Raw genomic sequence first — 26,620 nt, 5'->3', positions numbered from 1 at the left:
CCACCTTATGTGAGTATTGAATTAACGTATCCCCGGGTGTCTTTGTCCACTTCTTGGATATCCGCAAGACTCGGATCCTGAATTACGCTGTGGCGGTTCAATGCTTTTTCAATCAGATCCTCAATCGATAAGAACGAAATCCGTCCGGCAAGAAAAGCGGCGACGGCTTCTTCATTGGCTGCATTTAAAACCGTCGGCATCGTTCCCCCTATTTTACCTGATTCAAAGGCAAATTGTAAGCAGCGGAACCTTTCAAAGTCAGCTTTCGCAAAATGAAGGCTTCCGATCTCCCATAATTCAAGCCTTTTTGTTTCAGGCAGAGGCAGCCGGTCCGGGTATGTCAGCGCGTATTGAATCGGCACCCTCATGTCCGGATTTCCGAGCTGGGCAATGACGCTTCTGTCGTGAAATTCAACCATCGAATGAATGATGCTCTCCTTATGTAAAACAACGTCAATCTGTTCATACGGAATGTCAAACAGCCAGTGCGCTTCAATGACTTCAAGCCCTTTATTCATCATTGTAGCCGAATCAATCGTAATCTTTGCACCCATCGACCAGTTCGGGTGGTTAAGGGCGTCGGCAATCGTTACAGACTGAAGCTCCTGCCGTGTTTTATCCCTGAAACTGCCGCCTGATGCCGTAATGATCAGACGCTCGATATTTTTGCTCTGTTCTCCTTGCAGCGCCTGAAAAATAGCGGAATGTTCGCTGTCGACCGGAAGAAGGGGCACGCCGTATTGTTTTGCGTGTCCTTTCACTATATGCCCGGCAGTGACAAGAGTTTCCTTATTTGCAAGCGCAATTGTTTTTTTCTGTTCAATCGCTTTCAAAGTCGGGATTAAACCGACGCTTCCGAGCAGCGCGTTGACCACGATATCCACTTCATCCATGACCGCCGCTTCGATCAGGCCTTCTTCTCCGATGCCGATTTGACACTCATGAGAAAAAGACGCTTCTTTCACTTTTCGATATGTATCCATGTCGCCGACTGCTACATATTTCGGCTGAAACGTTCTGATCAACGGGATTGCTTTTTCGGCGTTTTTACCGAAAGTCATCGAGACGAGACGGAATTGGTCTTCATGCATGCGCAATACATCCAATGTCTGCTCCCCTATTGATCCCGTTGCTCCTAAAAGACAAATATTCTTCAAAATGCCACTCCCATTCTATGCGTCCAGATCGGTCTTATTTTCATATTAGCCTTTCTCATGAAAAAAGCGCAAGCAGAAAGTACAAGAACGGCATGACAAACAAAAAGCTGTCAAATCGATCTAAAATGCCGCCATGCCCCGGAAGGATTTTCCCCGAATCCTTCACATCATAGTGCCGTTTCAGCGCTGATTCCACCAAATCCCCGATCTGTCCGAAAACAGACAGAACAAGTGTGATGACCAAAAGAACCGGGTATGAAATCGGAAGACCGGCAAACAGCTGAAAAACAGCCGTGAAAATAAGGGCGATGGCAATACCGCCGAGAAACCCTTCCACCGTTTTGTTAGGACTGATTTCAGGCCACAGCTTCCGCTTTCCGAGCGACTTTCCTACAAAATATGCGCCCGAATCCGTTGACCATATGACAACGCAGGCATAAAAAATATACAAAAGCCCGTTTGTTTCAATGTTTCTGATTTCGATAAAATAATGAAAACACAGTCCGATATATACCGTCGCTAGGACGATAAACCCGACTTCATCAAACGTAAAGGTGTTTTTCACAAGCACCGTATAGCTGAGCAATATCAAAACGGCGAAAATCGTTACTTCCATTTTCGCGTCAAAAAAATGATATTTGTCCGGCATCATATACAGCCATAATAACAGGAGGCTGATCAGACCCGGAAAAGAAAAAAACTTGAGCTTTTTCATCCGCAAAAGCTCAAAAAGCGCTATACTGCCCATCACATAAACAAATACGGTGAACGGCAATCCTCCGAAAATAACCAAAAATAAAAATAGTGCCGCTGCCAGAACACCCGTTAACAATCTTTGTTTCATTTCCACCATCCTCTAAATTCCGCCAAACCTCCGGCCCCGCTGCTGAAATTCTCCCACTGCCTTCAGAAAGTGATCTTCTTTAAAATCGGGCCACAGGACATCTGTAAAAACAAATTCACTGTAAGCCACCTGCCAAAGCATAAAGTTGCTCAGTCTGATTTCTCCGCTCGTTCTTATGAGCAGCTCCGGGTCCTGGATTGATTCTGTCATTAAATGCTTGGAAAAGAGCGCTTCATCAATGTCTTCGATATTCAGCGTACCGCTTTTCACCTGTTCGGCCAATGCTTTTGCCGCATTGACGATTTCCGTGCGTCCGCCGTAGTTCAAAGCGAAATTGAGAATCAGCCCGTCATTTTGTTCTGTATCTTTTACGGCCTTCTCAATCGCCTTATACGTATGAGAAGGGAGCGCGGATTCATCTCCGATTATTTTCACACGTACATTCTCCTCTATCAATTCAGGAAGATACGTATTCAGGAACTCTTCCGGAAGCTTCATCAAAAAGTCGACTTCCATCTTCGGGCGCTTCCAGTTCTCCGTGGAAAACGCGTAAAGAGTCAGAACTTTGACGCCGAGCTGATTTGCGAGCTTTGTCACTCTTTTTACCACTTTCATTCCTTCATGATGTCCGGCAATCCGCGGAAGTGAGCGCTTCTTCGCCCAGCGTCCGTTACCGTCCATAATAATGGCGATGTGTGCGGGAATTTCACCCTTCAGTATGTCTTCTTTTGTATACCGTTCTAAGTTGGAAGCCGCATTCTGCTGATTCTTCCAATTTTTGAGTATGTTGAGCATGAGATTCCTCCGTCACCCAAAAAGGTTGCGTTGCTGATGATCAATGTAATCAACAGTATTAACAAAAAAACCCCCTGTAAACATGAGAGGGTCTTTTCACATTATCTATTGTACATAGTTTTTCATTAAACTTCCATGATTTCTTTTTCTTTGTCCTTTGTAACACTGTCAATTTTTGACACAAATTCATCTGTCAGCTTTTGAACGTCTTCACTGGAAGCACGAAGCTCGTCTTCTGTAATGTCTCCGTTTTTCTCAAGCTTTTTGAGTTCATCGTTGCTGTCACGGCGGACATTACGAACTGCTACTTTCGCTTCTTCCGCGTATTTTTTCACGACTTTGACAAGTTCTTTACGTCTTTCTTCCGTCAGAGCAGGAATCGCGATGCGGATAATTGTGCCGTCACTTGTCGGAGTTACGCCAAGATCAGCTTTCAGAATCGCTTTTTCAATATCACCGATTGCTGTTTTGTCATACGGTGTGACAACAAGCATACGCGCTTCAGGCACATTGATAGAAGACAGCTGGTTTAAAGGTGTTTGGGCACCGTAGTATTCTACTGTCACTTTATCCAATAGAGACGGGTTGGCACGTCCCGCGCGTACTGACGCCAATTCGCGTGAATAAGCGGCAACCGCTTTTTCCATGCGTTCTTTTGTTTGAGTTAATACTTCGTTTGACAACGTTATTTCCCCCTTACGATCGTTCCGATTGATTCGCCGATTACGGCACGCTTAATATTTCCTTCTTCCATAATAGAAAAGACGATCAGCGGAATATCATTATCCATACATAGTGAAGAAGCCGTAGAATCCATGACTTCCAGCCCGTCTTTTAACACATCGAGATAAGATAATTTTTCGTATTTAACGGCTGTCTCATCTTTTCTCGGATCAGCATTATACACACCGTCGACATTATTTTTCGCCATTAAGATCACATCCGCTTCGATTTCAGCGGCACGCAACGCTGCGGTTGTGTCCGTAGAGAAATAAGGGTTTCCTGTTCCCGCGGCAAAAATCACAACGCGTTTTTTCTCCAAGTGGCGGATGGCTTTTCTTCTGATGTAAGGCTCAGCGACCTGACGCATTTCAATTGATGTCTGCACTCTGGACTGAATTCCGAGAGTTTCAAGGCTGTCCTGCAGGGCAAGTGAGTTCATGACAGTAGCAAGCATGCCCATATAATCGGCCGTCGCACGGTCCATTCCTAAGTCACTGCCTGTTTTTCCGCGCCATAAGTTGCCGCCGCCTACGACTACGGCCACTTCGACGTCAAGCTCAGCGATTTCTTTTACCTGTTTAGCGATGGATTGGATGACAGTCGGATTAATCCCGTTTCCCTGCTCTCCTGCCAGTGCTTCTCCGCTAAGCTTTAAAACGATACGATTGTATTTTGGTTTTTCCATAATAACCTCCAAGTGTAAACATTGCCGTTTCCTATTATGCAAGAGAAAAAAAGGTTTGTAAATATAGTTTTAAAAATAGGGAACACAAGTAGTGTCCCCTATACTGCCTGAAAAGCCGCGAAAGATTCGCCAAGGCTTTCCGCCATTATTTTTTCACTTGGTTCATAACTTCTTCAGCAAAGTTTTCTTGGCGTTTTTCAATACCTTCTCCAACTTCGTAGCGGACGTAAGTTTTAACAGATGCGTTTTTCGCAGCCACAACTTGTTTCACTTTTTCGTCTGGGTTTTTAACGAAAGCTTGGTCTAATAAGCAAATTTCTTCGAAGAATTTGTTCAGACGGCCTTCAACCATTTTCGCTACGATGTTTTCCGGTTTGCCTTCTTGAAGAGCTTGCTGAGTCAGGATCTGACGCTCATGGTTTGCTTCTTCTTCAGACACTTGGTCACGTGAAATGTAACGAGGATTTACCGCTGCAACATGCATCGCGATGTCTTTTGCAAGATCTTCGTCAGTTGTTCCGCTAAGAACAGATAATACGCCGATGCGGCCTCCCATATGAAGGTAAGCACCGAACGCTTCGCTGTCTTCTTTTGTAATAACAGCAAAACGGCGAAGAGTGATTTTCTCTCCGATTTTAGCAACGTTGCTTGTGATGTATTCTTCAACAGTAGAACCGTTTTCCATCTTTTGACCCATTGCTTCTTCAAGATCAGCAGGAGCGTTTGCAAGAAGGTGGTCAGCAAGTGTGTTCAGAAGCTCTTTGAAGCCTTCGTTTTTCGCAACGAAATCAGTTTCAGAGTTTACTTCCAGGATAACGCCTTTGTTGCCGTCAGTTTTAATAAGAGTAGAACCTTCAGCAGCGATACGGTCAGCTTTTTTAGCCGCTTTCGCAATCCCTTTTTCTCTTAGAAGGTCGATTGCTTTGTCCATATCTCCGTCAGTTTCAGTCAACGCTTTTTTACAGTCCATCATACCAGCGCCTGTTTTTTGACGCAGTTCTTTTACCTGCTGTGCAGTAATAGCCATTTGAATTCCTCCTTATATGTGTAAACAAGATATGTATAGATACATTTTTCTTAAAAAAAGGTGATAAAAGGCAGTCCCTCTTATCACCTTTTGATTAGGTTACGCAGTTGTCGTTTCTGTTTCAGGTGCAGTCTCTTCAGCAGCTTCCGCTTCTTCTTCGCCTTGCTTCGCTTCAAGAATAGCATCTGCCATTTTAGAAGTAAGAAGTTTGACAGCGCGGATTGCGTCATCGTTTGCAGGGATTACGACATCAATTTCATCAGGATCACAGTTTGTATCTACAATTCCGATGATAGGAATGTTCAATTTGCGAGCTTCCGCAACAGCGATGCGCTCTTTGCGAGGATCGATGATGAATAATGCATCAGGAAGATCCTTCATGTCTTTAATTCCGCCGAGGAATTTTTCAAGACGCTCTAATTCTTTTTTCAATTGAACAACTTCTTTTTTCGGAAGTACTTCAAACGTACCGTTTTCTTGCATTTTTTCGATGTCTTTCAGACGCTTAATGCGTTTTTGGATTGTTTCGAAGTTTGTCAGTGTACCGCCCAACCAGCGTTGGTTGACATAGTACATGCCAGAGCGTACAGCTTCTTCTTTAACAGAATCCTGAGCTTGTTTTTTTGTGCCGACGAAAAGGATTTTTCCGCCTTCAGCAGCAAGGTTTTTCGTGAAGTTGTAAGCTTCCTCTACTTTTTTCACTGTTTTTTGAAGGTCAATGATGTAGATTCCGTTACGCTCCGTGAAAATGTAACGCTTCATTTTTGGGTTCCAGCGGCGTGTTTGGTGGCCGAAGTGAACACCAGCTTCAAGCAATTGCTTCATAGAAATAACTGACATGTGATTTCCTCCTAATAAAATGGTTTTTTCCCTCCGCTTAGGTCATTTTTGTGCAGAACTGCCGCCTGCAGCACCCTCTGCATAAATCGTTAAGCGTGTGTATTTAACACCAAGACATAATATAACACAGCTTTATGCGACAATCAAGAATCCTTTACAGCTTTGCCGCGAAATTTTAAAAACAGCTCGATTTCGGTCTTTCCGCTCTTCATCCGTCTGGCAATTTCCGCGGGAGTGAGCCCCTGTTCATATAATTCCGAAACACGTTCTTCAAACGAAGGCGCCCCGCTGTTTTCCTCGCTTTCAGCCCGTTCCGTTGCACTGATGAGCTTTTCCATGTGGTCCGGAATATCAGGCTCTTTTTGCGGTTCTGGCCTAGGCCGTGCGTCTTCTGCACCCGGGTCTTGATCAGCCCGGCTTTTTGTATCTTCAAGTCTTTCATTTTCTTCTTTTAATTCAAGCAGAAACGCAGCAAGGGTGTTTTCCGTCTCCTCAAGAATCTTCTTCTGCTGACGCTCCGTCTCCTTGAGGGCTGAAAACCTCGTGTACAGAATAATGACGGCATAAAGCAGTACGCCGTGAAGCACAAAGCTTAAAAGCCATAATAGTGTTGACATGTTTTTCACTCGCTAACCATGAGTTCATTATTGAATTACTTTTTCAAGCAGATGCTTTAATTTAAACAGCGCCTTTGAATGAATCTGCGAAATCCGTGAGGTCGAAAGGTTCAGGACTTGTCCGATTTCGGTCAGAGTCAGTTCTTCTTTATAAAATAAACTGACGACAAGCTGTTCTTTTTCAGAAAGCTCGTGGATTTTGCCTGCAAGCTGGGCGATCAGCTCGTCCTTCATAATTTTTTCTTCCGGCGGCACATTTTTGTCATCTCTGATCATCACTTGAATATTCTCACCGTCATCCTGGTCGTGAAGCTTTTCATCAATTGATAAGAGATTGGCAAAAAAGCCTTCATTCATCGTTGATACTACGTCCTGCTCCGTCATCCCCAGCTCTTCGGCGATCTCTGAAGGCGTCACATTCCGTAGGTAGCGCTGTTCAAGTTTTTCGATCGCCGCTTCGACTTTTTTTGTCTTCTCCCGTGAAGTTCTGGGCAGCCAATCTTCTTTACGCAGCCCGTCGATGATTGCACCGCGAATTCTAAACGAGGCATAGGTATCAAACTTTAAATCCCGGCCGGGGTCGAATTTTTCTAGGGCATCGTATAAACCGAGCATACCAAGGCTCATTAGATCGTCTTTATGCACCGATTTCGGCAGTCCGACGGAAATTCTGCCGACATGATATGTGACCAGCGGCATGTAACGGCGCATTAAATCATCACCGGCTTTAGGATCTTTCCACTCTTTCCAGCGCGACCACAGCACCTGATCTTCATAATTCAAGGATTGCATCGTTATCCCCCTACCTCATACCTTTATTAAATCGTTGTTTCACCTTGTTTAACAGTTCGGATGTGCAGCATGCAGGACTTTGGCTCAAATTCAATCGTCCGGCCGCTTGAGCCGCCGGTATCTTCACTGATGACCGGGATGTTATACATTGAAAGCTGCTCTTTGATGGCCGCTACGTTCCTTGGGCCGATTTTCATCAGATCGTTTGTCATTTTGAACTTAAACATCTCCGCTCCCCCGGCGAGTTTTGCTTTCAGGGCAAACTTGCGGCATCCGGCTTTCAAAAGCATGTCAATCGTCGTCTTAACGGCCGTGTCTGCGTATTTTGCACGGTTAAGCTCCGCCGTTTTCGATAAACCGGAGTCCGGCAGCATGACGTGAACAAGTCCTGCCGTTTGTTTGTCTTTATCGTATAAAACCAGCCCCACACATGAACCGAGTCCCGAAGTCCGGATTTTATCCGGGTAACGCGCGACTTGAACATCCGCAATCCCCACTTTAACGACTGCGGCTTCCGCACGGCTCATAAAGCCGCACCCAATGAGACGAAGAGCTTTTCAAAAGAATCATAGTCCGGGAGCATAAACATATGGGCTTTGAGCTCCTGCCGGCTGCCCTGGTCAAAAATAGAAGTATCCACGACAATGGCATGTTCTCCGACTTGGCTGAGCTCCATCAGTCCTTCGCTGATAACCGCGCCGAACATATCAAGCGAGATTTCCGGCACGCTCGGGTAAATCTCAAGCTTCGTCAAATCAGCCAATGCCGTTAAATAGGAACCTGCTAAAATATTGCCGAACTCATGTAAAGCAGAAGAACTCAAATGATCTTCGCCCAACTGGTCAATATCAAAATTCGGATTTCCGATCAGCTCTCTGATAAACTGTTCCGCTTGATGAAAAGGCATGATGAGAAAGATAGAACCGGTCATGTCGCCTTCCATTCTTAAAAAGATACTGGCGACCGGCGTTTCGGCACCGCCGAAAAAATCAGCAAGCTCATCAAATGTCAATAAAGTCGCAAACGGCACTTCCATATCAATCTTTCTGTTCAGCAGCTGAGCCATGGCAGAAGCTGAATGACCAGCCCCGATATTTCCGACTTCCCGCAAAATATCCATCTGCTCTTCTTTGATCGCTTCAAACTTACTCATGTTGTCTTATCCCCTTTAAGCATTCGGTTCTCCGGACGCAGATGCCGAAGCACCTTTATCCAGCACCGCATGCGCATCGATAATATTGAGGAGCCTGTTATCTTGCTTTACGATCTGTTTAATCCACACATCCGCTTCCTTTGTCTGGCTTTCTGGCGCGGATTCAATTTCATTTTCATGCACGGTGATGACGTCATTGGCCTCATCCACGACCCAGCCGACATCGGCGTCACGGTAAGAAATGATTATTATCCGTGTCTCTTCTGTAATGTCCTGTTCAGGCTGATTCAGACGTTTTCTTAAATCAAGAACCGGCGTAATCACCCCGCGCAGGTTGATAACACCGCGGATATAAGATTCCACTCCAGGGACTCTCGTCGGTTTTTGCCACTTTTCAATTGATTTTACCTGGGAAACTGAAATAGCGTATTCTTTTCCGTTTATCATAAACACAATCATTTTTTCACCTGTTTTGATTTCAGCAGTCATGCGGGCACCTCCTCATGTCGTTTTAGTAGATCAGCGCATTGCAATCAATAATCAGCGCCACTTCTCCGTTTCCAAGAATCGTAGCGCCGGAAATCGCAAAGACGTTCGTTAAATAGTCACCGAGTGATTTCAGTACGACTTCCTGCTGGCCGATAAAAGAGTCCACGACAAAAGCAGTAGATTTATCGCCCTTTTTCACGACGATCACATGGAACTGATCCGCATCCTGTTTTGAATCCGTAATGCCGAATTCTTTTTTCAGATAGACGATCGGGACGATCTGCCCTCTGAAATCAATCACTTCTCTGTCATGCGTCTGCAGGATATCTTTCTTATCAATCACAGCAGTCTCTATAATAGAAGAAATCGGAATCGCAAAAGTCTCTTCTTCAAGTTTAATGAGAAGGACGGATATAATTGAAAGTGTCAGCGGAAGCTGAATACTGAAAAGAGAACCTTGGCCTTCCGCGGATTTGACACTGACAGAGCCGCCGAGGGACTCGAGTTTATTTTTCACAACATCCAGGCCGACACCCCGCCCTGAAATGTCAGAAATTTGATCGGCAGTCGAAAAGCCCGGTGCAAAAATAAGCTCGTAAATCTCATTATCTTCAAGCGTTTCAGCATCACGTTCAGTGATTACGTTCCGTTCAAGCGCTTTTTCAAGAATTTTCTTTCTGTTCAGGCCTGCCCCGTCATCTTCAACCTCAATAAAGACATGGTTCCCGCTGTGATACGCTTTAAGCACGACATGACCTGATTCCGGTTTTCCTTTATTCACCCGCACTTCAGGTGATTCAATGCCGTGATCGATGCTGTTTCTGATTAAATGGACAAGCGGATCGCCGATTTCATCAATCACCGTGCGGTCCAGCTCCGTTTCAGCACCGATGATGGACAATTCAATTTTCTTGTTTAATTCCTTTTGAAGCTGGCGGATCATTCTCGGGAAACGGTTAAAGACGGTTTCTACCGGCACCATCCGCATATTAAGAATAATAGACTGAAGGTCCCCGGAGATTCTTGTCAGGCGTTCAACGGTTTCAGTCAGTTCATTGTGATCAAGCTCTTTGGCGATCTGCTCAAGGCGTCCGCGGTCAATGACAAGTTCTTCAAAAAGGTTCATCGAAGAATCCAGTCTCTCAATGTTGACACGAATCGTTTTCGATCCGCTGTGGTGCTTCGGCTGTTCTTCCGCTTTCGCTTGCGGCTTTGGCTGTTTCTCGGCTGTTTTAGCCGGAACTTCTTTCACCGGTTCAGGCGCTTGCGGTTTTTCAGCCGTTTTTAACGGCGCGCCGACAGAAAGCTCGACCTTCTCCACTTCTGAAATGCCGCTGATAAGCTCTTTAATTTCTTCAGCAGGCTGCTTCGTCAGGAAACACACCTGAAAATCCGTTCCGAAATCTTCCGTCTCAAGCACTTCCGCGGCAGGTATCGTTTTTGCGACTTCACCGGCTTCATTCAGCTTTTCAAAGATCATATACACGCGGACGGCTTTGAGCATGCAGTTTTCATTCAGGGAAACCGTTATTTCATAGCGGCTGAACCCCTGCTCTTCTGCCTCTTCAATGACAGTCCGTTCGAACTCATCATAATTCCATTCAGCTGAAGCCTGTTGCGTTGAGCCCGGCGGCTCTGCCGTTTCAGCTGAAGCGGCAGTCTCATGCACCGCGTTTACGTCGAGCTTCGCGCTCACTTCAGAAATGTCGCGCTTGCCGTCTCCTCCGTCAATAATGGACTGCACCATCTCTTCAAGATGATCAAGCGCTTCAAACAGCACATCCAGCCAGTCTGATGTAACCGGCATTTCTCCGTTGCGGATTGCGTCCAGCACATTTTCCATCAGGTGGGTTAAATGCGCCAGATCTGTATATCCCATCGTTGCGCTCATGCCTTTCAGCGTATGGGCGGCTCTGAAGATGTCATGCACAATCTGAAGGTCTGACGGATCTTTTTCCAACAGCAGCAGCTTTTCGTTACATGTCTGTAAGTGCTCTTTACTTTCATCAATAAAGACATCTAAATATTGATTCATATCCAATTGATTCACACCCTCTCTTTTTTCACACATCCGGTGATGGATGCCGCGATTTCTTCCACATGTTTAATCTCATGAATGAGGCCCGCTTTGATCGCTGACTTCGGCATTCCGAACACAACACAGGATTCGTCGGATTCCGCAATCGTTTTTACGCCGCCTGTTCTGAGCATTTCTTTGACGCCTTCGGTTCCGTCACTGCCCATGCCGGTCATAATGACGGCTACCTTTTCATAATCGGACAATCGGCTTGCCGAACGAAACAAATAATCGGCTGACGGTTTATGCCGGCTTTCCGTATCATGAACGTCTAGAATGATGCGGAGTCTTCCGCCGTCCTCTGCAACCGTCATATTCTTTCCGCCGGGCGCGATGTACACCCATCCGTCTTTAGCCTCTTCACCGTTTTCCGCTTCCTTCACCTGAATGTCCGACAAATGGTTCAGCCTGTCTGCAAGTGAAGCGGTAAAGCCTTCAGGCATGTGCTGCACGACAAATACAGGCGCTTTTAAATCCTTCGGCAGCTTCGGAATCACCTTTTGCAGAGCCCGCGGTCCGCCTGTAGAAGTCGCAATGAATACGGCCTGCTTAGCGGATTTTGCTTTCGGCCTTTCAAATCCCGCCGCAGCCGGACGTTCCGGGGTGAGAGGCTCTTTTACTGCCGCCTCAGTTTTTTTTGCGCGGGACAGTCCGGCGGCAATCACCCTTTCAATCAGCTGTTCTTTAATTTTATAAAGATCAAGTGAAATCGCTCCGGAAGGCTTGGTGATAAAATCAAAAGCGCCCATTTCCAAACAGTTGATCGTCCGGTCTTTTCCTTGCTGCGTCTGGCTCGATACCATGATTACGGGAAGTTTATATATGCTGATGATTTTCCGCAATGTATCCGTTCCGTTCATGACCGGCATTTCAATATCAAGCGTGACAACATCCGGCTTAAGAAGCTCTATTTTTTTCAGCGCCTCTTCTCCGTTTCTGGCTGTCCCGATGACTTCTATCTGCCCTTCCGCAGCCAGAAAATCGGTAATCATCTTTCTCATAAAAGCTGAGTCATCAACGACAAGCACACGAATCACTGTAAAGTCCTCCTCATTAAAAAAGAAGATAATCTCTCAATAAATGCCGGTTTCTCTTCTCTTGGTTTGTTTTCTTCCGTTTGAAACAAGACATCCGTCAAAAGACGGACGGACCTGCTGGCTTTTGCTTGAGGACTTTTTATTAAAAAAGGCACCTGGTCAATGACAGCTTGACTTACTAGCGGATCATCGGGTATGGAGCCGGCGAAACGCACCTCCGCGCCTAAAAACGTATGAATCGCGTGAGAAAGGCGGGTGTACGTGTCCAGCGCATGTTTTTGGGCGCGGGCGCGATTGACGGCAATATTTACGGTCAGCCGCTCATCCGCGAGAAAGAGATGTTTGATCGCGCTGTAGGCATCCATAATTGCCGTCGGCTCAGGCGTTGTCACGGCGAGAATATCTTCCGCCGATAAAATAAACGGCAGCTGTTCTTTTGAAAGTCCCGCTCCCATATCAAACAGGACGTAATCAAAATCGCTTAATACAGCGGAAAGACCGTTCATAAAAGCCGACCACTTCTCTCTGTCAGCTTGATAAATCGCCTCAAGCCCTGTTCCTCCGGATATGTAGCGAAGGCCTTTCGGACCGGAGGACAGTGAATGAGCGAGCGCATACCGATTCTCCATCACATCAATAATGGTGCGGGAAGAAGCAGCGCCGATCAGCACATCAATGTTGCCCATTCCGATGTCAAGATCAATGATGAGTGCTTTTTTCCCTTTTTCCTGCAGGGCAACTGCCATGTTTAATGTTAAATTAGATTTTCCGACGCCGCCTTTACCGCTGATGACGGCCAATGTCTTCGCTTTTTTTTCATAAAGCTCCGGCTTGATCAATTGCCGCTGCCTCATTTTCCTTCTTAATGACTCTGCCTGATCGGGTTTCATGTCAAAAGCATCCTTACAAACTCTTTTGGTGAAACCGAAAGGATGTCTTCAGGCACATCCTGTCCATTTGTCAGATAGGCCGCGCCGATTCTTGATTCCGACAGCAGTTGAAACACGGAACCGAGCGAGGCGGTTTCATCCGCTTTCGTAAAAATGAATTGATTGACCGGCACACCGGAAAACTGTTTCAGCACCTGTTTCATATCTTCATATTTTGCAGATGCCGATAATACGAGAAAGGATTGTAAACCTGAGTCAAACGGAATCATCTCTTGTAATTCCGTAATATACTGCTCTTCTTTGAAATTTCTTCCGGCTGTATCAATGAAAACATGGTCATATTCAGCGAATTTTTCCTGCGCCTTCAGACATTCTTCTTTTGAATAACATACTTCAAGAGGAGCCTGAAGCAGCTCAGCATACGTCTTCAGCTGTTCAACCGCGGCAATACGGTACGTATCCGTCGTCATAAATGCAATTTTTTTATGCTCTGTCAGCATTGATGAGGCTGCGAGTTTTGCAAGTGTAGTCGTTTTGCCGGCTCCGGTTGAACCGAAAAGCACGACATATTTTGATTGAATTCCTTCCTGCCACCTGTCTGCTGAAGGGAGTTTTTTCACTAACAAATCCTGCAGTTTCGAGTTGACATTTTCATCAGTTAAATCGCCGGAAGCAATTGAAGAACGGAGCAATTCACTCAGCACGGCGTTTTGCGTATGATCAGGAAGCCCGGCTTGCTTCAATAGTCTCTCGGCTTTTTTTAATGGTTCAGGGAGCACCTCTTTGTAATGTGCCAGATCGTCTGAAGTACTGTGATCAGAAAGACGCGGCGGCTGAACGGGCTCAGCTTTCTCCGCCTTTTCCGTCTTTTTCATTTCTTCACCGGCAGCAGGCGGAGTTTTTCTCGCTTCCCTGACGTCACGATCTAAAACGGCTATCACTTCAACGGCTTGCTGTGACCGCAGCCCCAGCCATTTTCGTTTCTTTACTTGTTTTGAATGTAAAATAACGGCATCGTTACCGAGTTCCTTTTTGATTTGCTTCGCGGCATCCTGCATTGAAGCGGCTGTAAATTTTTTTATCTTCATTAAATATCCACCACTCCAATGCTCTGTACTTCAACGTTTGCTTCCAGCTCATTATAAGAAAGAACCGGCAGATCAGGGAAATAGCGTTCTAACAGCTGTTTTACATACATTCTGACAGCGGGCGAGCAAAGAAGAATTGCCGTCTCCTGCCGGATGGAAAGCTGCTCGGCCTCTTTAGCGACAGAACGGATGATACTGTCTGAAACCTCGGGATCGAGCGACAAGTAATTGCCTTGTTCAGTCTGCTGAACCCCGTCTGCAATTGCTTTTTCCACCCGGCCTGAGCATGTCATGACTTTTAGCGTTTCATGCTCTCTCGCATATTGAGCCGTGATTTGTTTGGCAAGCGACTGTCTCGCGTATTCTGTCAAAAGGTCTGAATCTGTTGTTAATCTTCCGTAATCGGCAAGTGTTTCAAAAATGGTCACCAAGTTTCTGATTGAAACTTTTTCTCTCAGCAATTTGGCAAGCACCTTTTGAATATCGCCGACAGAAAGAGGGTTTGGCGTGACTTCCTCAACAAGCACAGGATAATTTTCCTTCAGATGATCGATCAGCTGCTTTGTTTCCTGTCTGCCGACCAGTTCATGGGCATGCTGCTTAATCTTTTCTGTAATATGCGTGGATACGACAGACGCCGGATCAACAACGGTATACCCCAGCATGTCCGCTTCATCCTTCGCTGCTTCACTGATCCATTTTGCGGGCAGTCCGAACGACGGCTCAATCGTTTCAATTCCTTCAATGACATCATCTTCAGGCGTAGGCGACATCGCTAAGTAATGATCAAGCAGAAGCTCTCCTTTAGCGACTTCGTTGCCTTTAATTTTCAATCTGTATTCATTCGGCTGAAGCGCGATGTTATCTCTGATGCGCACAACCGGAATGACAAGCCCCAATTCAAGCGCAAGCTGACGTCTGATCATGACGATGCGGTCAAGAAGATCACCGCCCTGCCCTGCGTCTGCAAGCGGCACAAGCCCGTATCCGAACTCAAATTCAATCGGATCAATATGTAGAAGCTGTACAACGCTTTCCGGGCTTTTCAGTTCATCCGCCTGAGCCTCTTCTTCAAGAATTTCTTCCTCTTCTTCGCTCGGCTTATCCGTTTTGGACAGCGTGTAGGCGCCGAATGCAAGCAGGCCGGCAATCGGCCCCGTCAGCAGAATGCCGATCGGTGTAAGAAGACCAAGCAAAAGAACAGTTCCCGCGGCTACATACAAGAGCTTCGGATAAGCGAACAGCTGGCCTGTAATATCATGACCGAGGTTTCCTTCAGATGCCGCTCTCGTCACGACAATCCCCGTAGCCGTAGAAATGAGCAAGGCCGGCATTTGAGAAACGATACCGTCACCGACCGTCAGCATTGTAAAGTGAGAAGCAGCTTCTTGTATGCTCATCCCCTGCTGCAGCATGCCGATTACGATCCCGAAAATAATATTGATCATCACGATGATGATACCCGCGATGGCATCCCCTTTGACGAATTTGCTCGCACCGTCCATGGCACCGTAAAAATCCGCTTCCCGGGCGACTTTTTCACGTCTGTGCTTTGCGTCCTGCTCCGTAATCATGCCGGCGTTTAAATCCGCGTCAATACTCATTTGTTTTCCGGGCATCGCATCGAGCGTAAATCTCGCCGCGACTTCCGATACCCTCTCGGCGCCTTTTGTAATGACGATAAACTGAATAATAATCAAGATAATGAAGACAACAAGCCCTACCAGCACATTTCCGCCGACAACGAAATTCCCGAATGTCTCAACAACCTTTCCCCCTTCTCCATGAGAAAGAATCGAACGTGTCGTCGACACATTGAGCGCAAGGCGAAAAAGCGTCAATAACAGCAGCAATGACGGGAAGATCGAGAATTGCAGCGGTTCTTGCATATTCATTGTGGTGAGAAGCACGATCAACGCAAGAGAGATATTAATGATGATCAAAATACTTAACAACCATGGAGGGAATGGAATCACCAGCATTGCCACAATGAGGACAACACTTATTAAAACCGATAAATCTCTTGTTGACATGCTGTTTTTCTCTCCTTTTGAATCTGAAATTCACTATACTTTTTGTTTCGTTTTATATACATAAGCCAAAATTTCCGCAATGACTTTGAAAAACTCTTCCGGCACGGCCTGGTCAATGTCAACCTGATCATATAACGCACGCGCGAGCGGCCTGTTTTCTATCGTCATGACATCGTGCTCTTTGGCGATCTGCCTGATTTTTAATGCGAGATGATCGACCCCTTTAGCAACAATGTAGGGGGCGTCCATTTTCTTTTCATCATATTTTAAAGCAATCGCATAGTGGGTCGGGTTGGTAATGATGACGTCGGCTTTCGGCACTTCCTGCATCATTCGCCTCATTGCCATTTCCCGCTGCTTCTGCTTAATTTTGGACTTGATAATCGGATCACCCTCCGATTTTTTATATTCATCTTTTATATCCTGCTTTGACATTCTGATATTTTTCTCATAGTCAAAACGCTGGTATAAGTAATCAAGCCCGGCCAGCAGCATTAAAGCCCCCGAGCCCGCAAGCCCCATCCAAAGAGTGAGTTTAGAAACGAAAGTGAGCACTTCCGCAGGCGTTAAAAGCGGAAGGCGGAGAATATCGCCATAATGCAGCCAGAGCACCATAAAAGCGGCAAAACCGACCACGGTAATCTTCAAAATCGATTTGACCAGTTCAACTATCGCCCTCATGCTGTAAATCCGCTTAAATCCTTTCAAGGGACTGAGCTTGTTCAGGTCAGGCTTGAGGACTTCCGCGGAAAACAGAAAACCGACCTGCATGTAATTGGACACGATTCCTGCCAAAAGTGCGACCAGCATAATCGGCGCAAGGATGAGGCTGATATCTTTCACTGTATCCACGAAAAGCTCATGCACGTTAGATTCAGACAATTCTAATGCTATCGATTTCGTATAAAACGTTTTAATAAAGGACAGCAGCCTGTCCCGCATATAAGGTCCGAGCGCGATCAGCGAAAGAAAGATAATCAGTAAAGAAACGGCTGTATTTACATCCGTACTTTTCGCGACCTGTCCTTTCTTTCTTGTATCCTTCCGTTTTTTCGGGGTGGCTTTTTCCGTTTTTTCACCGGCAAAGAATTGCAGATTCAGTCTGAGTCTCATCATGTCACACCGACCAATGCCAATAGATTCCGCATTGTTTCAACGGTAAGGCTGAAGATATTGCGGACGATGACAAACATCACCGCCATACAAACGATCAGCATAATAAAGCTCACAGCTATTTTCAGGGGAAGCCCGACCACGAAAACGTTCAGCTGCGGCACTGTTCGCGCCACAATGCCGAGCGCCAAATCAACTAAAAACAGACTGGCCACAACCGGCGCAGACATTTGAAAAGCGATAATGAACATGGCATTGAAGCTTTTTGCGATAAAAAGTCCAAAGCGATCATTTCCAAACGACGGAAATGCCTGATCAAGCGGGATATACTGAAAGCTGTAATAAATCCCGTCCAATAAAAGATAATGGGCGTTTACACTGAGCATAAATAACAGCGCCAGCGTATAAACGAATTGGCCGATCAGCGGGCTTTGCGTGCCTGATTGCGGATCAATTACATTGGCGATGGAAAAGCCCATTTGAAAATCAATAAAGGAACCCGCTATCTGGATCGCTGCCATCATCATGAAAGCAATCAGCCCAAGGCTCAAGCCCACAACGGCCTCTTTTATGACAAGCAGCATATACTGTTCCCCTATGTCAATTGCCGGCGCATGTTTCAGTGTGCTGAAGCAGATCACCGAAAGAAAAAAAGCAAAGCCGATTCGGTGAACCGCCGGCAGATTCCGGTGCCCGAACACCGGCACCGTTACAAAAAAAGCAGAAATTCTGATAAAAACCAATAAAAAAGCGGGAAATAAATCAATGATGGAATTCATTTGATTCTACCCTGCAAATCGGTTCAGATGAGAGAACAGATCAGTTGTAAACGAAAGAATCGTCGACAGCATCCAAGGACCGAAAAAGATCAGTCCGAGCATCACCGCCACGATTTTCGGAATGAACGCAAGCGTCTGTTCCTGGATTTGAGTTGTCGCTTGAAAGATACTGACGAGCAAACCGACGATCAGCGCGATCGCAAGTAACGGCCCGCAGATCATAAGTGTTACATATACGGCTTTTTCCGCCATGGAAATTACAAATTCTGAACTCACAATTAGCACCTACCCTAAAAGCTGTCAAGCAAAGATTTCACGATTAAATACCATCCATCGACCAAAACGAAAAGCAATATTTTAAAGGGCAGAGAGATCATAACCGGCGGAAGCATCATCATTCCCATTGACATTAAGACGCTCGCCACGACCATATCGATAATTAAAAACGGAATAAAAATCATAAAGCCCATTTGAAAAGCGGTTTTGAGTTCTGAGATCGCATAAGCGGGCACCATCGTCGTCAAAGGAATATCCTGAATCGATTCGGGTTTTTTCATTTTGGCATAGTTCATAAACAGCGCCAGATCCTTCTGCCTTGTATGCTTGCTCATATACTCTTTAATCGGTTTCTCGGCTTTTGTATATGCTTCATCGAGACTGATTTTGTTGTCCATCAACGGCGTTAAGGCATCCTTATTAATCTCTGAAAAAGTCGGAGCCATGATAAAAAACGTCAAGAACAGCGCAAGACCGATTAAAACCTGATTCGGAGGCATGTTCTGCGTCGCCAGTGAAGTTCTCACAAAGGACAGGACGATGACGATTCTCGTAAAGCAGGTCATCAAAATCAGAATCCCCGGCGCCACTGAAAAGACAGTCAAAAGCAGCAGTAATTTAACAGTGGAGCTGACTTCGGTCGGACTGCTTGAATTAAAAAGATTAATGAATTCATTCATGATGATACGGGCCTTTCTTCTTTCCTTCAGAACGGCTTTGTTTCAGCTCGTTCAGCTGTTCTTTCAGCGCTTTTGAAAACGACGGAAGCATCGTTTGCGGCTTCTTTTCTCCATCCTTACGCGGATTTACGAGTTTGGTCCATTCCACTTTTGAGGACATCGCCTCTTCGTATTGGCTCAGAATCGCCTCGCGCTCTTTTTCATCTTCAATTTCTTTTAAAAGCTGTATCGTCTCGCCGACACCGACTACGAGAACGCTGTTTCCCACTTTAATCAGCTGCACGGAGCGGTTTTGGCCGACTGACGTTCCGCCGATATTTTCTACGTATTGAAACGGCTTCAGAAGGCGGTTTCTTTTATTCATCAGTTTGACAACTCCGTAGATCAGCAGAATGACAAATAATAACGCCCCAATCATCTTTACAAAATCAAAAGCGGAGACAGAAGATGCAGAAGCATCCCCTATCTCTTGATCAGCCGTTTGTTTCGATGTATCGCTTTTTTTCTCTGTTTTGTTTGTTGATTGTTTGTCAAACCATTCGTTGACAGTGGAATTGTCAGACTCCGCTGCAAAAGCAGGGAACGGATGTACATTGAGTAAAACGAAACAACAAATCAAAGCTAGTAAACCATGACTCTTTTTCAACAGTCGTACACCCTTTAGCTTAATGTTTTATTAATGGCTTCAAGCACGCGGTCTGCTTGGAATGGCTTCACGATAAAGTCTTTTGCGCCGGCTTGAATCGCGTCAATAACCATTGACTGCTGCCCCATAGCCGAACACATGATGATTTTCGCCTGCGGATCGATTTGTTTAATTTCCTTTAATGCGGTAATCCCGTCCATTTCAGGCATTGTAATATCCATTGTCACAAGGTCGGGTGAATGCTCTTTGAATTTTTCGACTGCCTGTGCTCCGTCCGAAGCTTCAGCTACAACGTCAAAACCGTTCTTCACTAAAATATCCTTGATCATCATTCTCATAAATGCTGCATCGTCTACAATTAAAATTCTGTGTGCCATAATCTGTTTCTCTCCTCTATGTTCGCTTATTTTAAATTGTTAAGGCGGTCTGCCTGACTTAAAATATCAGTGACTCTCACGCCGAAGTTTTCTTCTATGACAACGACCTCGCCCTTTGCTACGATCCGCTGATTGACCAGAATGTCAACGGGTTCACCCGCCAGCTTATCAAGTTCAATAATGCTTCCCGCAGAAAGTTCCAGGATTTCTTTAACGCTTCTCTTCGTTCTGCCGAGCTCGACCGTAACGGAAAGCGGGATATCCATCAGCATATCAAGGTTATTCCTTGAACCGTGCCCATCCGCTGCGTTTTGATCAAACGCCTGGAACTCCACCGGAGCGACTTGAACAGGAGCGGCTTTTTTAGCAGTTCCCTGTCTCTTCGGAAGCTCGGGTTTTGCCTGCGGCTCCTGCTGAATGGCAGGTTCCGGCTGCGGCGTTTCGTATGTTTCCCGCGGTTCTGATACGGTTTCATCGGCCTCAGGCTGATCTGTATCCATCAGCTCTGCGATCAGATCTTTCGCAAATGTGATCGGATAAAGCTGCATGATGCTCGAATCGATGAGTTCACCGACTTTCAAACGGAATGAAACTTTTACAAGCAGGTCATCCTCAGGTATTCTGTCTGTCCCTTTTTCTTCCGTCACATCCAGAAGTTCAACCCTTGGCGGAGAAATGTCGATCTTTTTACTGAATACGGTCGACATTGACGTAGCAGCCGAGCCCATCATTTGATTCATTGCTTCCTGCACGGCGCTCAGGTGGATCTCACCGAGTGACGGATCGGCGCCTTGGCCGTCCCCCCCGATCATCAAATCCGCGATGATAGCCGCGTCGCTTTGTTCTACGACGAGCAAATTGCTGCCGTCAAATCCTTCTGTGTAGTTCACTTCAATGGCAACATACGGATGAGGAAATTCATCACTGATTTTGCTTTTTGAAATGACGGTCACACTCGGCGTCGTAATGTCCACTTTTTGATTTAAAAGAGTGGACAGCGCCGTAGCCGAGCTGCCGAACGAAATATTCCCGATTTCTCCGATCGCATCACGCTCAAGTTCAGACAAGTTCGCTTCTTGAGGCTGTTCTGTATCCTCTGAGTGACTGCCTGTGCCATTAAGAAGAGCATCGATTTCATCTTGAGATAATCTATTGTTCATCTTGTTCACCTCTTATGTCGTGATCTAAAATTTGCACTGCCTGTCTTCGATTCACCCGGCCGGCCTGCCCTAAAAACTTCGGTTTGTTTCCGACCAATACAGTAAGAGGATCAGTCACTGATTTGTCCAGAGTTATACAGTCCCCGACTTCCAAACTTAAAAATTCTTCTATTGTCAGTTCAGAAGCGCCCAAGAGAGCCACAACGGGAATTTGAGCCGTCATGATGCGCTTTTCAAGCGACTTCGTTTCTTCGGGCTTCGCTTCATTCCGGTCTGATTGCATCCAATAGTGTACGGAAAGCTTAGGGATAATCGGCTCAAGCACGACATGGGGAATACAAAGATTAATGACACCGCTGATTTCACCGATCTGCGTATTGAGAGAAATGACCACGACTGTTTCATTTGGCGAAACCATCTGTACAAACTGAGGATTCACTTCGAATTCAGTCATTTCAGGGTCAATATCAGCAATGGATTGCCAAGCTTCTTTGTAGTTGCCCAGTGCATTTTCAAATAAGTTAGAAATAATGTTTGTTTCAATTTCCGTAAGATTGTCAGCTTTGTTATGCGTGATGCCGATGCCTCCCATGACGCGGTCAAGCATGGCGTAGGCGATGGTGGGATTAACCTCCATCATGATTCTGCCTTCCATCGGATGAACATCGAATAAATTCAGGATCGTCATGTTCGGTATGGAGCGGATAAATTCTTCATACGGCACCTGGTCGACTGAGCTGACAGATATATGAATATACGTTCTGAGCTTGGCGGAAAAATGTGTTGTGAGAAGCCTCGCAAAGTTATCATGTATCCGGGTTAAACTTCGTATCTGATCTTTCGAAAACCTGAGCGCCCGTTTAAAATCATATACCTTTACTTTTTTCTCTTTAACTTCCTTTTTCAGCTCTTCCGCATCCGCCTCACCCGTCGAAATGGCGGAAAGCAGTGCGTCTATTTCATTTTGGGAGAGAACTTCTCCTGACATCTTCTTCACCTCCGTATTCTGTCAAATTTGTTTTTATTGCAGATTAAAGGAGGTAATGTACACTTTCTGAACTTTTCCTTCTTGGAGATAGCTGTTTACTTTTTCTTTTAATGATTGTTTAAACGCTTCTCTTCCTTTATCTCCCTCAATCTCTCCGGCGCTTGTATCGGCTAAAATGGAAATAATGTTGTCTTTCACTTGAAAATCGCGTTTTTCAAGTTCTTCCTTCGCTTTAGCCGAGTCGGTCTCAAGTTTGATGCCGATGCGGATGATGCTGTCAGATTTTAGATTTGTCGTGATATCGTCGACAGACACAGTGGCTGCAACGACTTCGTCGATTGTCGGCTTTTTGTCTTTATCGGAATTTCCGCTGACGACAAAATACGCTGCCGTTCCGAGGCCGGCGATGACAATTAAAATAATCAGCATAATGATGACTAATTTTTTCTTCATTCTTCTTCCTCTATTCCCTGATCCAGTGAAAATATTTGTATGCTATGGTAAAACGATATGACTTTTTCGAGAACTGCTTCTTCCGGTTCTTTCACTACGAACTTTTTGCCGTTTGACAGTGTAATCGTCGTGTCGGGGAAGCACTCAATCTGTTCGATAAACAGCGCGTTCAGCGTAAAAGGCTGGCCGTTTAAACGGGTGACTTGAATCATGCTATCCGGAGAAGCGGCCTAGCCGCTTCTCCTCCCTCCTTACCGTTTCAGATTAACCAGCTCCTGAAGGATTTCATCTGAAGTCGTAATGATTTTTGAGTTTGATTGGAAACCGCGCTGTGCAACGATCATTTCGGTGAATTCATCTGTCAGATCAACGTTTGACATTTCAAGATAGCCCGCCAAAAGCTTACCCGTGCCATTTTCGCCCGGAGTGGTAACAGCGCTCGCAGCTCCTGAACTTAACGATTCTCTGTAAAGGTTTCCTCCGATTTTTTCCAGACCGGAGCTGTTAGGGAACGTGACAAGACCGATTTGCCCGGCATTATGAACCGCATCCCCTGCATCAGTGTATGTAACGGTTCCGTCCGCACCGATACTGTAATCTTTCGCATCAGTCGGAATGTTGATTTTGCCGCCGCCGATTTTTTCAAGATAGTATCCGTCAGTTGTAACAAGGTTGCCTTTATTGTCTTTTCCGAAATTCCCTGCCCGTGTGTAAACGATTCCCGAACCTGTATTAATCTGAAAATAGCCGTCTCCGTCAATGGCAAGGTCGCTTTTATTCTGTGTAGCCTGCGGCGCGCCGGTAGAATGAACGACATCAATGGAAGAAGTCGCGGCACCCAAGCCGATTTGTTTTGAATTGGTCACGTTTGAACCGCCGGCGACTGTCTGGCTGATCATATCTTTAAACGTAACGCGGCTTTTCTTAAATCCCACTGTGTTGACATTGGCGATGTTATTGCCGATTACATCTAGTTTTGTCTGAAAGTTTTTCATGCCGCTGATACCGGAATATAATGAACGTAACATGTTAAATTCCCCCTGGGTTTCTTTTTATTTAGATGTTTCGCTGACTGCCGTGACATTCCACGGACTGACCTCTTTGCCGTTTTCAAGCACGAGCATATAATTGCCGTTTGAGTGTTTTACTGAATTGACGGGGCTTGTCTGATCCTTCCCGTCGCTGTCGCTGAATGTGACACTTTTGCCGATCCAGTTCACATACATCGTAAACGGATCTTGATTTTCGACATATTTTGTCATCGTCGTATTCAGGTTCATCATTTGTTCCAATGAAGAAAATGTCGCCATCTGGCTGATGAATTCTTTGTCATCAACCGGATTGAGCGGGTCCTGGTTCTGAACCTGCGTCATTAAGATCTTTAGAAATTCGTCTTTTCCTAAATTCGTGCTGCTGTTCACGGCGGCGGTGCTCTTCGTGCTTGAAGCACCCGCCGCGGCATAATCCGAGTTTACTGATGTCAACTATTCTTCCTCCATTTCATTGAGAGAAAGCTCCTCCAGCATATCTCCGAAATCCCCTGACTGCTGCTGGTTCTTCTGCTCTCTCTGTCCCTGATGCTGCTGTTTATTGTGGTCGGCCGTCTGCCCGTAAACCGGCTGCTGATCCCCGCTTTGAAGCGGGACGGTAAAACGGTCGATCTGGACCGACATATTCGGAAGCGACTGTTTCAGCTGAGGAAGATGCTGTTCCAGCAGCTCTTTCGCAGACTGGCTTGATGCGATGATTTTGCTTTGAAACATCCCGTTTTCGTTTGTCACCTTAATTGTGACAAATCCGAGGTTCTCGGGATTAAGACGAATCGTAAAGCTTCCGGTTGTTTTCCCGAAAGGCGTATATTTCATCTGTTTCCAGCCGCTGATGACCTGTTCCGTTAACGGTTTATTTTCTGCCGGCTGCTGTTCAGCTCCTGCGGACGCTTGCTGAATGCCGGCAATGCTTCTCGTTCCCGAAAACAGGATATGCGCAGACAATTTGCTGTCAGGCGCCTTTACGTGAGAAACTGTGCCGCCGTTTTGCTGATCGGTTTTCCCGGCTGACTCTTGGGACGATTCAGATGATTGAGATAACACAAAAGCTTTCAGCTCAGTTTCAGCCATGTTCCATTCCTTTGTCCCTTTTTGAGAAAGGCCCGCAAGCTGCTCAGTGACGCTTTGAAAGCTCTTCAGCTCAGCGGCCGACATGGAGTAAAGCTTAGATGCAGATTCGTTTTTCGGAAACAGCGTCTGCCGCAGATCTTGAATCACACGGTCCGGTACGCCTTGTTTTTTCAACGCATCTAATAAACGGGTGCCTTCCTGGTAAACTGCCTTTGCCTGTGCGCTGTCCGGCAGCTCCTCTTGATGCGTGAAGAGCCGGGCTACAGCTTCTTGAATGAATAGAAGACCCGTCTCCAGCGCATCGCGGGCGGAATTCTCATCCTTTGCGGAAGAATTCGGCTCATTTTTTTCAGGCTTCACCCCATGCCGTTTGCCGGCTAACATGTCTTGAACAGATTCAGCAAGCTGTTTCAATAAAGGAAGGGCTGTTTCAGTCGTTTGCTTCCCTTCAAGGGCTTTTACCGCCTCAAGCAGCTGTTTCAGCTGCAGTTCTTGATCTTCGGGGCCGGCCTTCAGCCAATCACCGATTTTCGAAAGAGCTTCATTCAGCTTTGCATCACTTGTTTTTGCTTCATCTCCGGGCTGCTGTTGAGAACTGATTTCCGACAGAAGCCAGTTCTGAAATAGGCCTAAGCTGTTTACATTCAACTTCACATTGCTGTTTTGCGCAGTCTGTGTACGATTCCCCGTTATTTCAAGCAGCTTCAACTTACATCACTCCTTATTTCCGTCAGCGGATAGTTTTTCTGTATACTTAGCCGCTTGTTCAGGAGTCAATTTCGTCAAGATGTCAGCAAGCTGCTTTTTACTTAATCCGTTTAAAATATCGAGGGCTTCTTTTTCTTTCAGCTTTACGATAATGCTTGCCGCTTTACCGCTGTCCATACTTTTATAGATGTTGATCATTTTATCTTTTCCGGCTGAATCCGAAGCGGCTTTTTTCGTCTCATCCGTTTTCTGCTGCTGTTCAGCTTCCTGTTTCAGTGAACGGATTTTCTGATTCAGATTGTCGATTTCGGATTTGCTTGTGTCCAAATCTTTATTCAAAATGTTAATTTCACTTTTTTGTTCCTTTATGGTCTTTTCAAGAGAAGCCGTTCTGTCTTCCTTCTGCTTTTCCGCCGCGCTTTTCGTTTCTTTCGTTTCAGGAACCAATTCTTTTAAAACAGGCGTTTTAGCTGCTGTTTCCTGAATCGGTTTCATCACATCTACGCCGGCAGCCCAAAGGACGATGCTTGCGACGATGATCAGAAAAATCAGCGGGATAATGATAAAAAGCAGGATTGAACCGAACTTTCCAGATCCCTTTTCTTTATCGGCCATTTCATTCGCTCCTAATGCCCCTGAATCATAAACTGCTTGATTGAAATATCGTCCATTTCTCTCATTTCTGCAGCTTTGTCTTCAAGTGCGAACATATTAAATTGTTTTTCCCGCATTTTTTCGAATTTCTTTACTTCGATGTTTTTTTCGGTGAGCTGTTCCTGCTTCTCATTCATTTCATTTCGTTTCATGATGACAAGCTTTTGATAATGATAGATGGTGTTCTCAAGATTGGAAACGAATTGCTGATAATGTCTCATTTCCTGAACGCTCATCCCGCATTTCAGCTTTGATTCTTTGTCTTTTTCGAGCAATTCTTTTTTGCTCATATTTTCATATAGTTTTTCAGCTACTGTTTCAAATTCGGAAACCGACTGTCTGTATTCAGTCAATGTTTGGTCTTTTTCATTTTCTTTTAATTCCAGCAGCTTTTGAAATCTGAATTGGTACGCCACGAT

At 45.6% G+C, this 26,620-nt stretch carries 32 protein-coding genes; all 32 read right to left on the bottom strand.

Annotated features, from left to right (window positions below; genetic code table 11):
* Window positions 1–5: 5 nt before the first annotated feature.
* The 32 genes from dxr to fliJ all read right to left on the bottom strand — a co-directional run bounded on the left by dxr (window position 6) and on the right by fliJ (window position 26,617).
* The gene (dxr, locus tag MHH91_RS08775; RefSeq protein WP_013352286.1) at window positions 6–1,157 is read right to left on the bottom strand and encodes a 1-deoxy-D-xylulose-5-phosphate reductoisomerase; all 1,152 of its coding nucleotides are present in this window, start codon (window positions 1,155–1,157) and stop codon (window positions 6–8) included.
* Between the two features lie 55 nt (window positions 1,158–1,212).
* Window positions 1,213–2,010, bottom strand: coding sequence for a phosphatidate cytidylyltransferase (locus MHH91_RS08770; protein ID WP_014470393.1), 798 nt, complete (start codon window positions 2,008–2,010; stop codon window positions 1,213–1,215).
* A 3-nt stretch (window positions 2,011–2,013) separates the two neighbouring features.
* Window positions 2,014–2,796 carry an isoprenyl transferase gene (locus tag MHH91_RS08765; RefSeq protein ID WP_013352284.1) on the bottom strand — a complete coding sequence of 261 codons (783 nt, stop codon included), beginning with the start codon at window positions 2,794–2,796 and terminating at the stop codon, window positions 2,014–2,016.
* A 125-nt stretch (window positions 2,797–2,921) separates the two neighbouring features.
* Entirely contained in the window at window positions 2,922–3,479 is a 558-nt protein-coding gene (gene frr, locus MHH91_RS08760; RefSeq protein ID WP_013352283.1) for a ribosome recycling factor, read from the bottom strand.
* Between the two features lie 2 nt (window positions 3,480–3,481).
* On the bottom strand, window positions 3,482–4,204 hold the full coding sequence (gene pyrH, locus MHH91_RS08755) for a UMP kinase (protein ID WP_013352282.1): 723 nt from the start codon (window positions 4,202–4,204) through the stop codon (window positions 3,482–3,484).
* A gap of 145 nt (window positions 4,205–4,349) precedes the next feature.
* Window positions 4,350–5,231, bottom strand: coding sequence for a translation elongation factor Ts (gene tsf / locus MHH91_RS08750; protein ID WP_007409794.1), 882 nt, complete (start codon window positions 5,229–5,231; stop codon window positions 4,350–4,352).
* A gap of 99 nt (window positions 5,232–5,330) precedes the next feature.
* Complete coding sequence (rpsB, locus tag MHH91_RS08745) at window positions 5,331–6,071, bottom strand: 30S ribosomal protein S2 (protein WP_003154215.1); 741 nt, start codon at window positions 6,069–6,071, stop codon at window positions 5,331–5,333.
* A gap of 143 nt (window positions 6,072–6,214) precedes the next feature.
* Entirely contained in the window at window positions 6,215–6,688 is a 474-nt protein-coding gene (locus MHH91_RS08740; protein WP_013352281.1) for a DUF6115 domain-containing protein, read from the bottom strand.
* Between the two features lie 27 nt (window positions 6,689–6,715).
* Window positions 6,716–7,480, bottom strand: a complete 765-nt coding sequence (gene sigD / locus MHH91_RS08735; protein ID WP_003154217.1) for an RNA polymerase sigma-28 factor SigD — start codon at window positions 7,478–7,480, stop codon at window positions 6,716–6,718.
* Between the two features lie 26 nt (window positions 7,481–7,506).
* On the bottom strand, window positions 7,507–8,007 hold the full coding sequence (cheD, locus tag MHH91_RS08730; protein ID WP_013352280.1) for a chemoreceptor glutamine deamidase CheD: 501 nt from the start codon (window positions 8,005–8,007) through the stop codon (window positions 7,507–7,509).
* Complete coding sequence (cheC, locus tag MHH91_RS08725) at window positions 8,004–8,633, bottom strand: CheY-P phosphatase CheC (RefSeq protein ID WP_013352279.1); 630 nt, start codon at window positions 8,631–8,633, stop codon at window positions 8,004–8,006. The genes cheD and cheC overlap by 4 nt, the downstream gene beginning before the upstream one ends.
* 15 nt (window positions 8,634–8,648) lie before the next feature.
* A complete protein-coding gene (cheW, locus tag MHH91_RS08720) occupies window positions 8,649–9,122 on the bottom strand; it encodes a chemotaxis protein CheW (protein WP_013352278.1) in 474 nt (157 codons plus the stop codon).
* A gap of 22 nt (window positions 9,123–9,144) precedes the next feature.
* Window positions 9,145–11,163, bottom strand: a complete 2,019-nt coding sequence (gene cheA, locus MHH91_RS08715) for a chemotaxis protein CheA (RefSeq protein WP_014470396.1) — start codon at window positions 11,161–11,163, stop codon at window positions 9,145–9,147.
* 5 nt (window positions 11,164–11,168) lie between these two features.
* Entirely contained in the window at window positions 11,169–12,236 is a 1,068-nt protein-coding gene (locus MHH91_RS08710; protein WP_014470397.1) for a protein-glutamate methylesterase/protein-glutamine glutaminase, read from the bottom strand.
* Window positions 12,233–13,126, bottom strand: coding sequence for a MinD/ParA family protein (locus MHH91_RS08705; RefSeq protein WP_013352275.1), 894 nt, complete (start codon window positions 13,124–13,126; stop codon window positions 12,233–12,235). The genes MHH91_RS08710 and MHH91_RS08705 overlap by 4 nt, the downstream gene beginning before the upstream one ends.
* The gene (flhF, locus tag MHH91_RS08700) at window positions 13,123–14,214 is read right to left on the bottom strand and encodes a flagellar biosynthesis protein FlhF (RefSeq protein WP_013352274.1); all 1,092 of its coding nucleotides are present in this window, start codon (window positions 14,212–14,214) and stop codon (window positions 13,123–13,125) included. Before flhF ends, MHH91_RS08705 begins: the two co-directional genes overlap by 4 nt.
* Window positions 14,214–16,247: a flagellar biosynthesis protein FlhA gene (flhA, locus tag MHH91_RS08695; RefSeq protein ID WP_014470398.1), complete on the bottom strand. Its 2,034-nt coding sequence runs from the start codon at window positions 16,245–16,247 to the stop codon at window positions 14,214–14,216. The genes flhF and flhA overlap by 1 nt, the downstream gene beginning before the upstream one ends.
* Window positions 16,248–16,280: 33 nt before the next feature.
* On the bottom strand, window positions 16,281–17,360 hold the full coding sequence (gene flhB / locus MHH91_RS08690; protein ID WP_013352272.1) for a flagellar biosynthesis protein FlhB: 1,080 nt from the start codon (window positions 17,358–17,360) through the stop codon (window positions 16,281–16,283).
* Window positions 17,360–18,139: a flagellar biosynthetic protein FliR gene (fliR, locus tag MHH91_RS08685; protein WP_013352271.1), complete on the bottom strand. Its 780-nt coding sequence runs from the start codon at window positions 18,137–18,139 to the stop codon at window positions 17,360–17,362. Before fliR ends, flhB begins: the two co-directional genes overlap by 1 nt.
* A gap of 6 nt (window positions 18,140–18,145) precedes the next feature.
* Entirely contained in the window at window positions 18,146–18,415 is a 270-nt protein-coding gene (fliQ, locus tag MHH91_RS08680; RefSeq protein WP_013352270.1) for a flagellar biosynthesis protein FliQ, read from the bottom strand.
* Window positions 18,416–18,429: 14 nt separating this feature from the next.
* Complete coding sequence (fliP, locus tag MHH91_RS08675) at window positions 18,430–19,095, bottom strand: flagellar type III secretion system pore protein FliP (RefSeq protein ID WP_013352269.1); 666 nt, start codon at window positions 19,093–19,095, stop codon at window positions 18,430–18,432.
* Entirely contained in the window at window positions 19,088–19,741 is a 654-nt protein-coding gene (gene fliZ, locus MHH91_RS08670) for a flagella biosynthesis regulatory protein FliZ (RefSeq protein ID WP_013352268.1), read from the bottom strand. The genes fliP and fliZ overlap by 8 nt, the downstream gene beginning before the upstream one ends.
* Before the next feature lie 14 nt (window positions 19,742–19,755).
* Window positions 19,756–20,118 (bottom strand): chemotaxis protein CheY, encoded by a 363-nt coding sequence (gene cheY / locus MHH91_RS08665; RefSeq protein ID WP_003154238.1) that lies wholly within the window; start codon window positions 20,116–20,118, stop codon window positions 19,756–19,758.
* 26 nt (window positions 20,119–20,144) lie between these two features.
* Window positions 20,145–21,278: a flagellar motor switch phosphatase FliY gene (fliY, locus tag MHH91_RS08660; protein ID WP_013352267.1), complete on the bottom strand. Its 1,134-nt coding sequence runs from the start codon at window positions 21,276–21,278 to the stop codon at window positions 20,145–20,147.
* Window positions 21,268–22,266, bottom strand: a complete 999-nt coding sequence (gene fliM / locus MHH91_RS08655) for a flagellar motor switch protein FliM (RefSeq protein WP_013352266.1) — start codon at window positions 22,264–22,266, stop codon at window positions 21,268–21,270. The genes fliY and fliM overlap by 11 nt, the downstream gene beginning before the upstream one ends.
* Before the next feature lie 33 nt (window positions 22,267–22,299).
* On the bottom strand, window positions 22,300–22,719 hold the full coding sequence (gene fliL, locus MHH91_RS08650; protein ID WP_013352265.1) for a flagellar basal body-associated protein FliL: 420 nt from the start codon (window positions 22,717–22,719) through the stop codon (window positions 22,300–22,302).
* Window positions 22,716–22,931 carry a flagellar FlbD family protein gene (locus MHH91_RS08645; protein ID WP_013352264.1) on the bottom strand — a complete coding sequence of 72 codons (216 nt, stop codon included), beginning with the start codon at window positions 22,929–22,931 and terminating at the stop codon, window positions 22,716–22,718. Before MHH91_RS08645 ends, fliL begins: the two co-directional genes overlap by 4 nt.
* A 39-nt stretch (window positions 22,932–22,970) precedes the next feature.
* Entirely contained in the window at window positions 22,971–23,747 is a 777-nt protein-coding gene (gene flgG, locus MHH91_RS08640) for a flagellar basal body rod protein FlgG (RefSeq protein ID WP_013352263.1), read from the bottom strand.
* Between the two features lie 24 nt (window positions 23,748–23,771).
* On the bottom strand, window positions 23,772–24,203 hold the full coding sequence (gene flgD / locus MHH91_RS08635) for a flagellar hook assembly protein FlgD (protein ID WP_013352262.1): 432 nt from the start codon (window positions 24,201–24,203) through the stop codon (window positions 23,772–23,774).
* Window positions 24,204–25,547, bottom strand: a complete 1,344-nt coding sequence (locus tag MHH91_RS08630; protein ID WP_014470399.1) for a flagellar hook-length control protein FliK — start codon at window positions 25,545–25,547, stop codon at window positions 24,204–24,206.
* Between the two features lie 6 nt (window positions 25,548–25,553).
* Window positions 25,554–26,162 carry a MotE family protein gene (locus MHH91_RS08625; protein WP_013352260.1) on the bottom strand — a complete coding sequence of 203 codons (609 nt, stop codon included), beginning with the start codon at window positions 26,160–26,162 and terminating at the stop codon, window positions 25,554–25,556.
* A gap of 11 nt (window positions 26,163–26,173) precedes the next feature.
* On the bottom strand, window positions 26,174–26,617 hold the full coding sequence (gene fliJ / locus MHH91_RS08620) for a flagellar export protein FliJ (RefSeq protein ID WP_003154253.1): 444 nt from the start codon (window positions 26,615–26,617) through the stop codon (window positions 26,174–26,176).
* Between the last annotated feature and the right edge of the window lie 3 nt (window positions 26,618–26,620).

This window comes from Bacillus sp. FSL K6-2819, assembly GCF_038008305.1.
GTDB lineage: Bacteria > Bacillota > Bacilli > Bacillales > Bacillaceae > Bacillus > Bacillus amyloliquefaciens.
The sequence above is the reverse complement of the archived record's forward strand: the minus strand, read 5'-3'. Positions and strand labels throughout refer to the sequence as shown.

Excerpts from the sequence above, each read along its gene's own strand:
- MHH91_RS08770 (WP_014470393.1), bottom strand. The coding sequence starts at position 2,010 with ATGGTGGAAATGAAACAAAGATTGTTAACGGGTGTTCTGGCAGCGGCA.
- MHH91_RS08765 (WP_013352284.1), bottom strand. The coding sequence starts at position 2,796 with ATGCTCAACATACTCAAAAATTGGAAGAATCAGCAGAATGCGGCTTCC.
- pyrH (WP_013352282.1), bottom strand. The coding sequence starts at position 4,204 with ATGGAAAAACCAAAATACAATCGTATCGTTTTAAAGCTTAGCGGAGAA.
- tsf (WP_007409794.1), bottom strand. The coding sequence starts at position 5,231 with ATGGCTATTACTGCACAGCAGGTAAAAGAACTGCGTCAAAAAACAGGC.
- rpsB (WP_003154215.1), bottom strand. The coding sequence starts at position 6,071 with ATGTCAGTTATTTCTATGAAGCAATTGCTTGAAGCTGGTGTTCACTTC.
- MHH91_RS08740 (WP_013352281.1), bottom strand. The coding sequence starts at position 6,688 with ATGTCAACACTATTATGGCTTTTAAGCTTTGTGCTTCACGGCGTACTG.
- sigD (WP_003154217.1), bottom strand. The coding sequence starts at position 7,480 with ATGCAATCCTTGAATTATGAAGATCAGGTGCTGTGGTCGCGCTGGAAA.
- cheD (WP_013352280.1), bottom strand. The coding sequence starts at position 8,007 with ATGAGCCGTGCGGAAGCCGCAGTCGTTAAAGTGGGGATTGCGGATGTT.
- cheC (WP_013352279.1), bottom strand. The coding sequence starts at position 8,633 with ATGAGTAAGTTTGAAGCGATCAAAGAAGAGCAGATGGATATTTTGCGG.
- cheW (WP_013352278.1), bottom strand. The coding sequence starts at position 9,122 with ATGACTGCTGAAATCAAAACAGGTGAAAAAATGATTGTGTTTATGATA.
- MHH91_RS08705 (WP_013352275.1), bottom strand. The coding sequence starts at position 13,126 with ATGAAACCCGATCAGGCAGAGTCATTAAGAAGGAAAATGAGGCAGCGG.
- flhF (WP_013352274.1), bottom strand. The coding sequence starts at position 14,214 with ATGAAGATAAAAAAATTTACAGCCGCTTCAATGCAGGATGCCGCGAAG.
- flhA (WP_014470398.1), bottom strand. The coding sequence starts at position 16,247 with ATGTCAACAAGAGATTTATCGGTTTTAATAAGTGTTGTCCTCATTGTG.
- flhB (WP_013352272.1), bottom strand. The coding sequence starts at position 17,360 with ATGAGACTCAGACTGAATCTGCAATTCTTTGCCGGTGAAAAAACGGAA.
- fliR (WP_013352271.1), bottom strand. The coding sequence starts at position 18,139 with ATGAATTCCATCATTGATTTATTTCCCGCTTTTTTATTGGTTTTTATC.
- fliP (WP_013352269.1), bottom strand. The coding sequence starts at position 19,095 with ATGAATGAATTCATTAATCTTTTTAATTCAAGCAGTCCGACCGAAGTC.
- cheY (WP_003154238.1), bottom strand. The coding sequence starts at position 20,118 with ATGGCACACAGAATTTTAATTGTAGACGATGCAGCATTTATGAGAATG.
- fliY (WP_013352267.1), bottom strand. The coding sequence starts at position 21,278 with ATGAACAATAGATTATCTCAAGATGAAATCGATGCTCTTCTTAATGGC.
- fliM (WP_013352266.1), bottom strand. The coding sequence starts at position 22,266 with ATGTCAGGAGAAGTTCTCTCCCAAAATGAAATAGACGCACTGCTTTCC.
- fliL (WP_013352265.1), bottom strand. The coding sequence starts at position 22,719 with ATGAAGAAAAAATTAGTCATCATTATGCTGATTATTTTAATTGTCATC.
- MHH91_RS08645 (WP_013352264.1), bottom strand. The coding sequence starts at position 22,931 with ATGATTCAAGTCACCCGTTTAAACGGCCAGCCTTTTACGCTGAACGCG.
- flgG (WP_013352263.1), bottom strand. The coding sequence starts at position 23,747 with ATGTTACGTTCATTATATTCCGGTATCAGCGGCATGAAAAACTTTCAG.
- MHH91_RS08625 (WP_013352260.1), bottom strand. The coding sequence starts at position 26,162 with ATGGCCGATAAAGAAAAGGGATCTGGAAAGTTCGGTTCAATCCTGCTT.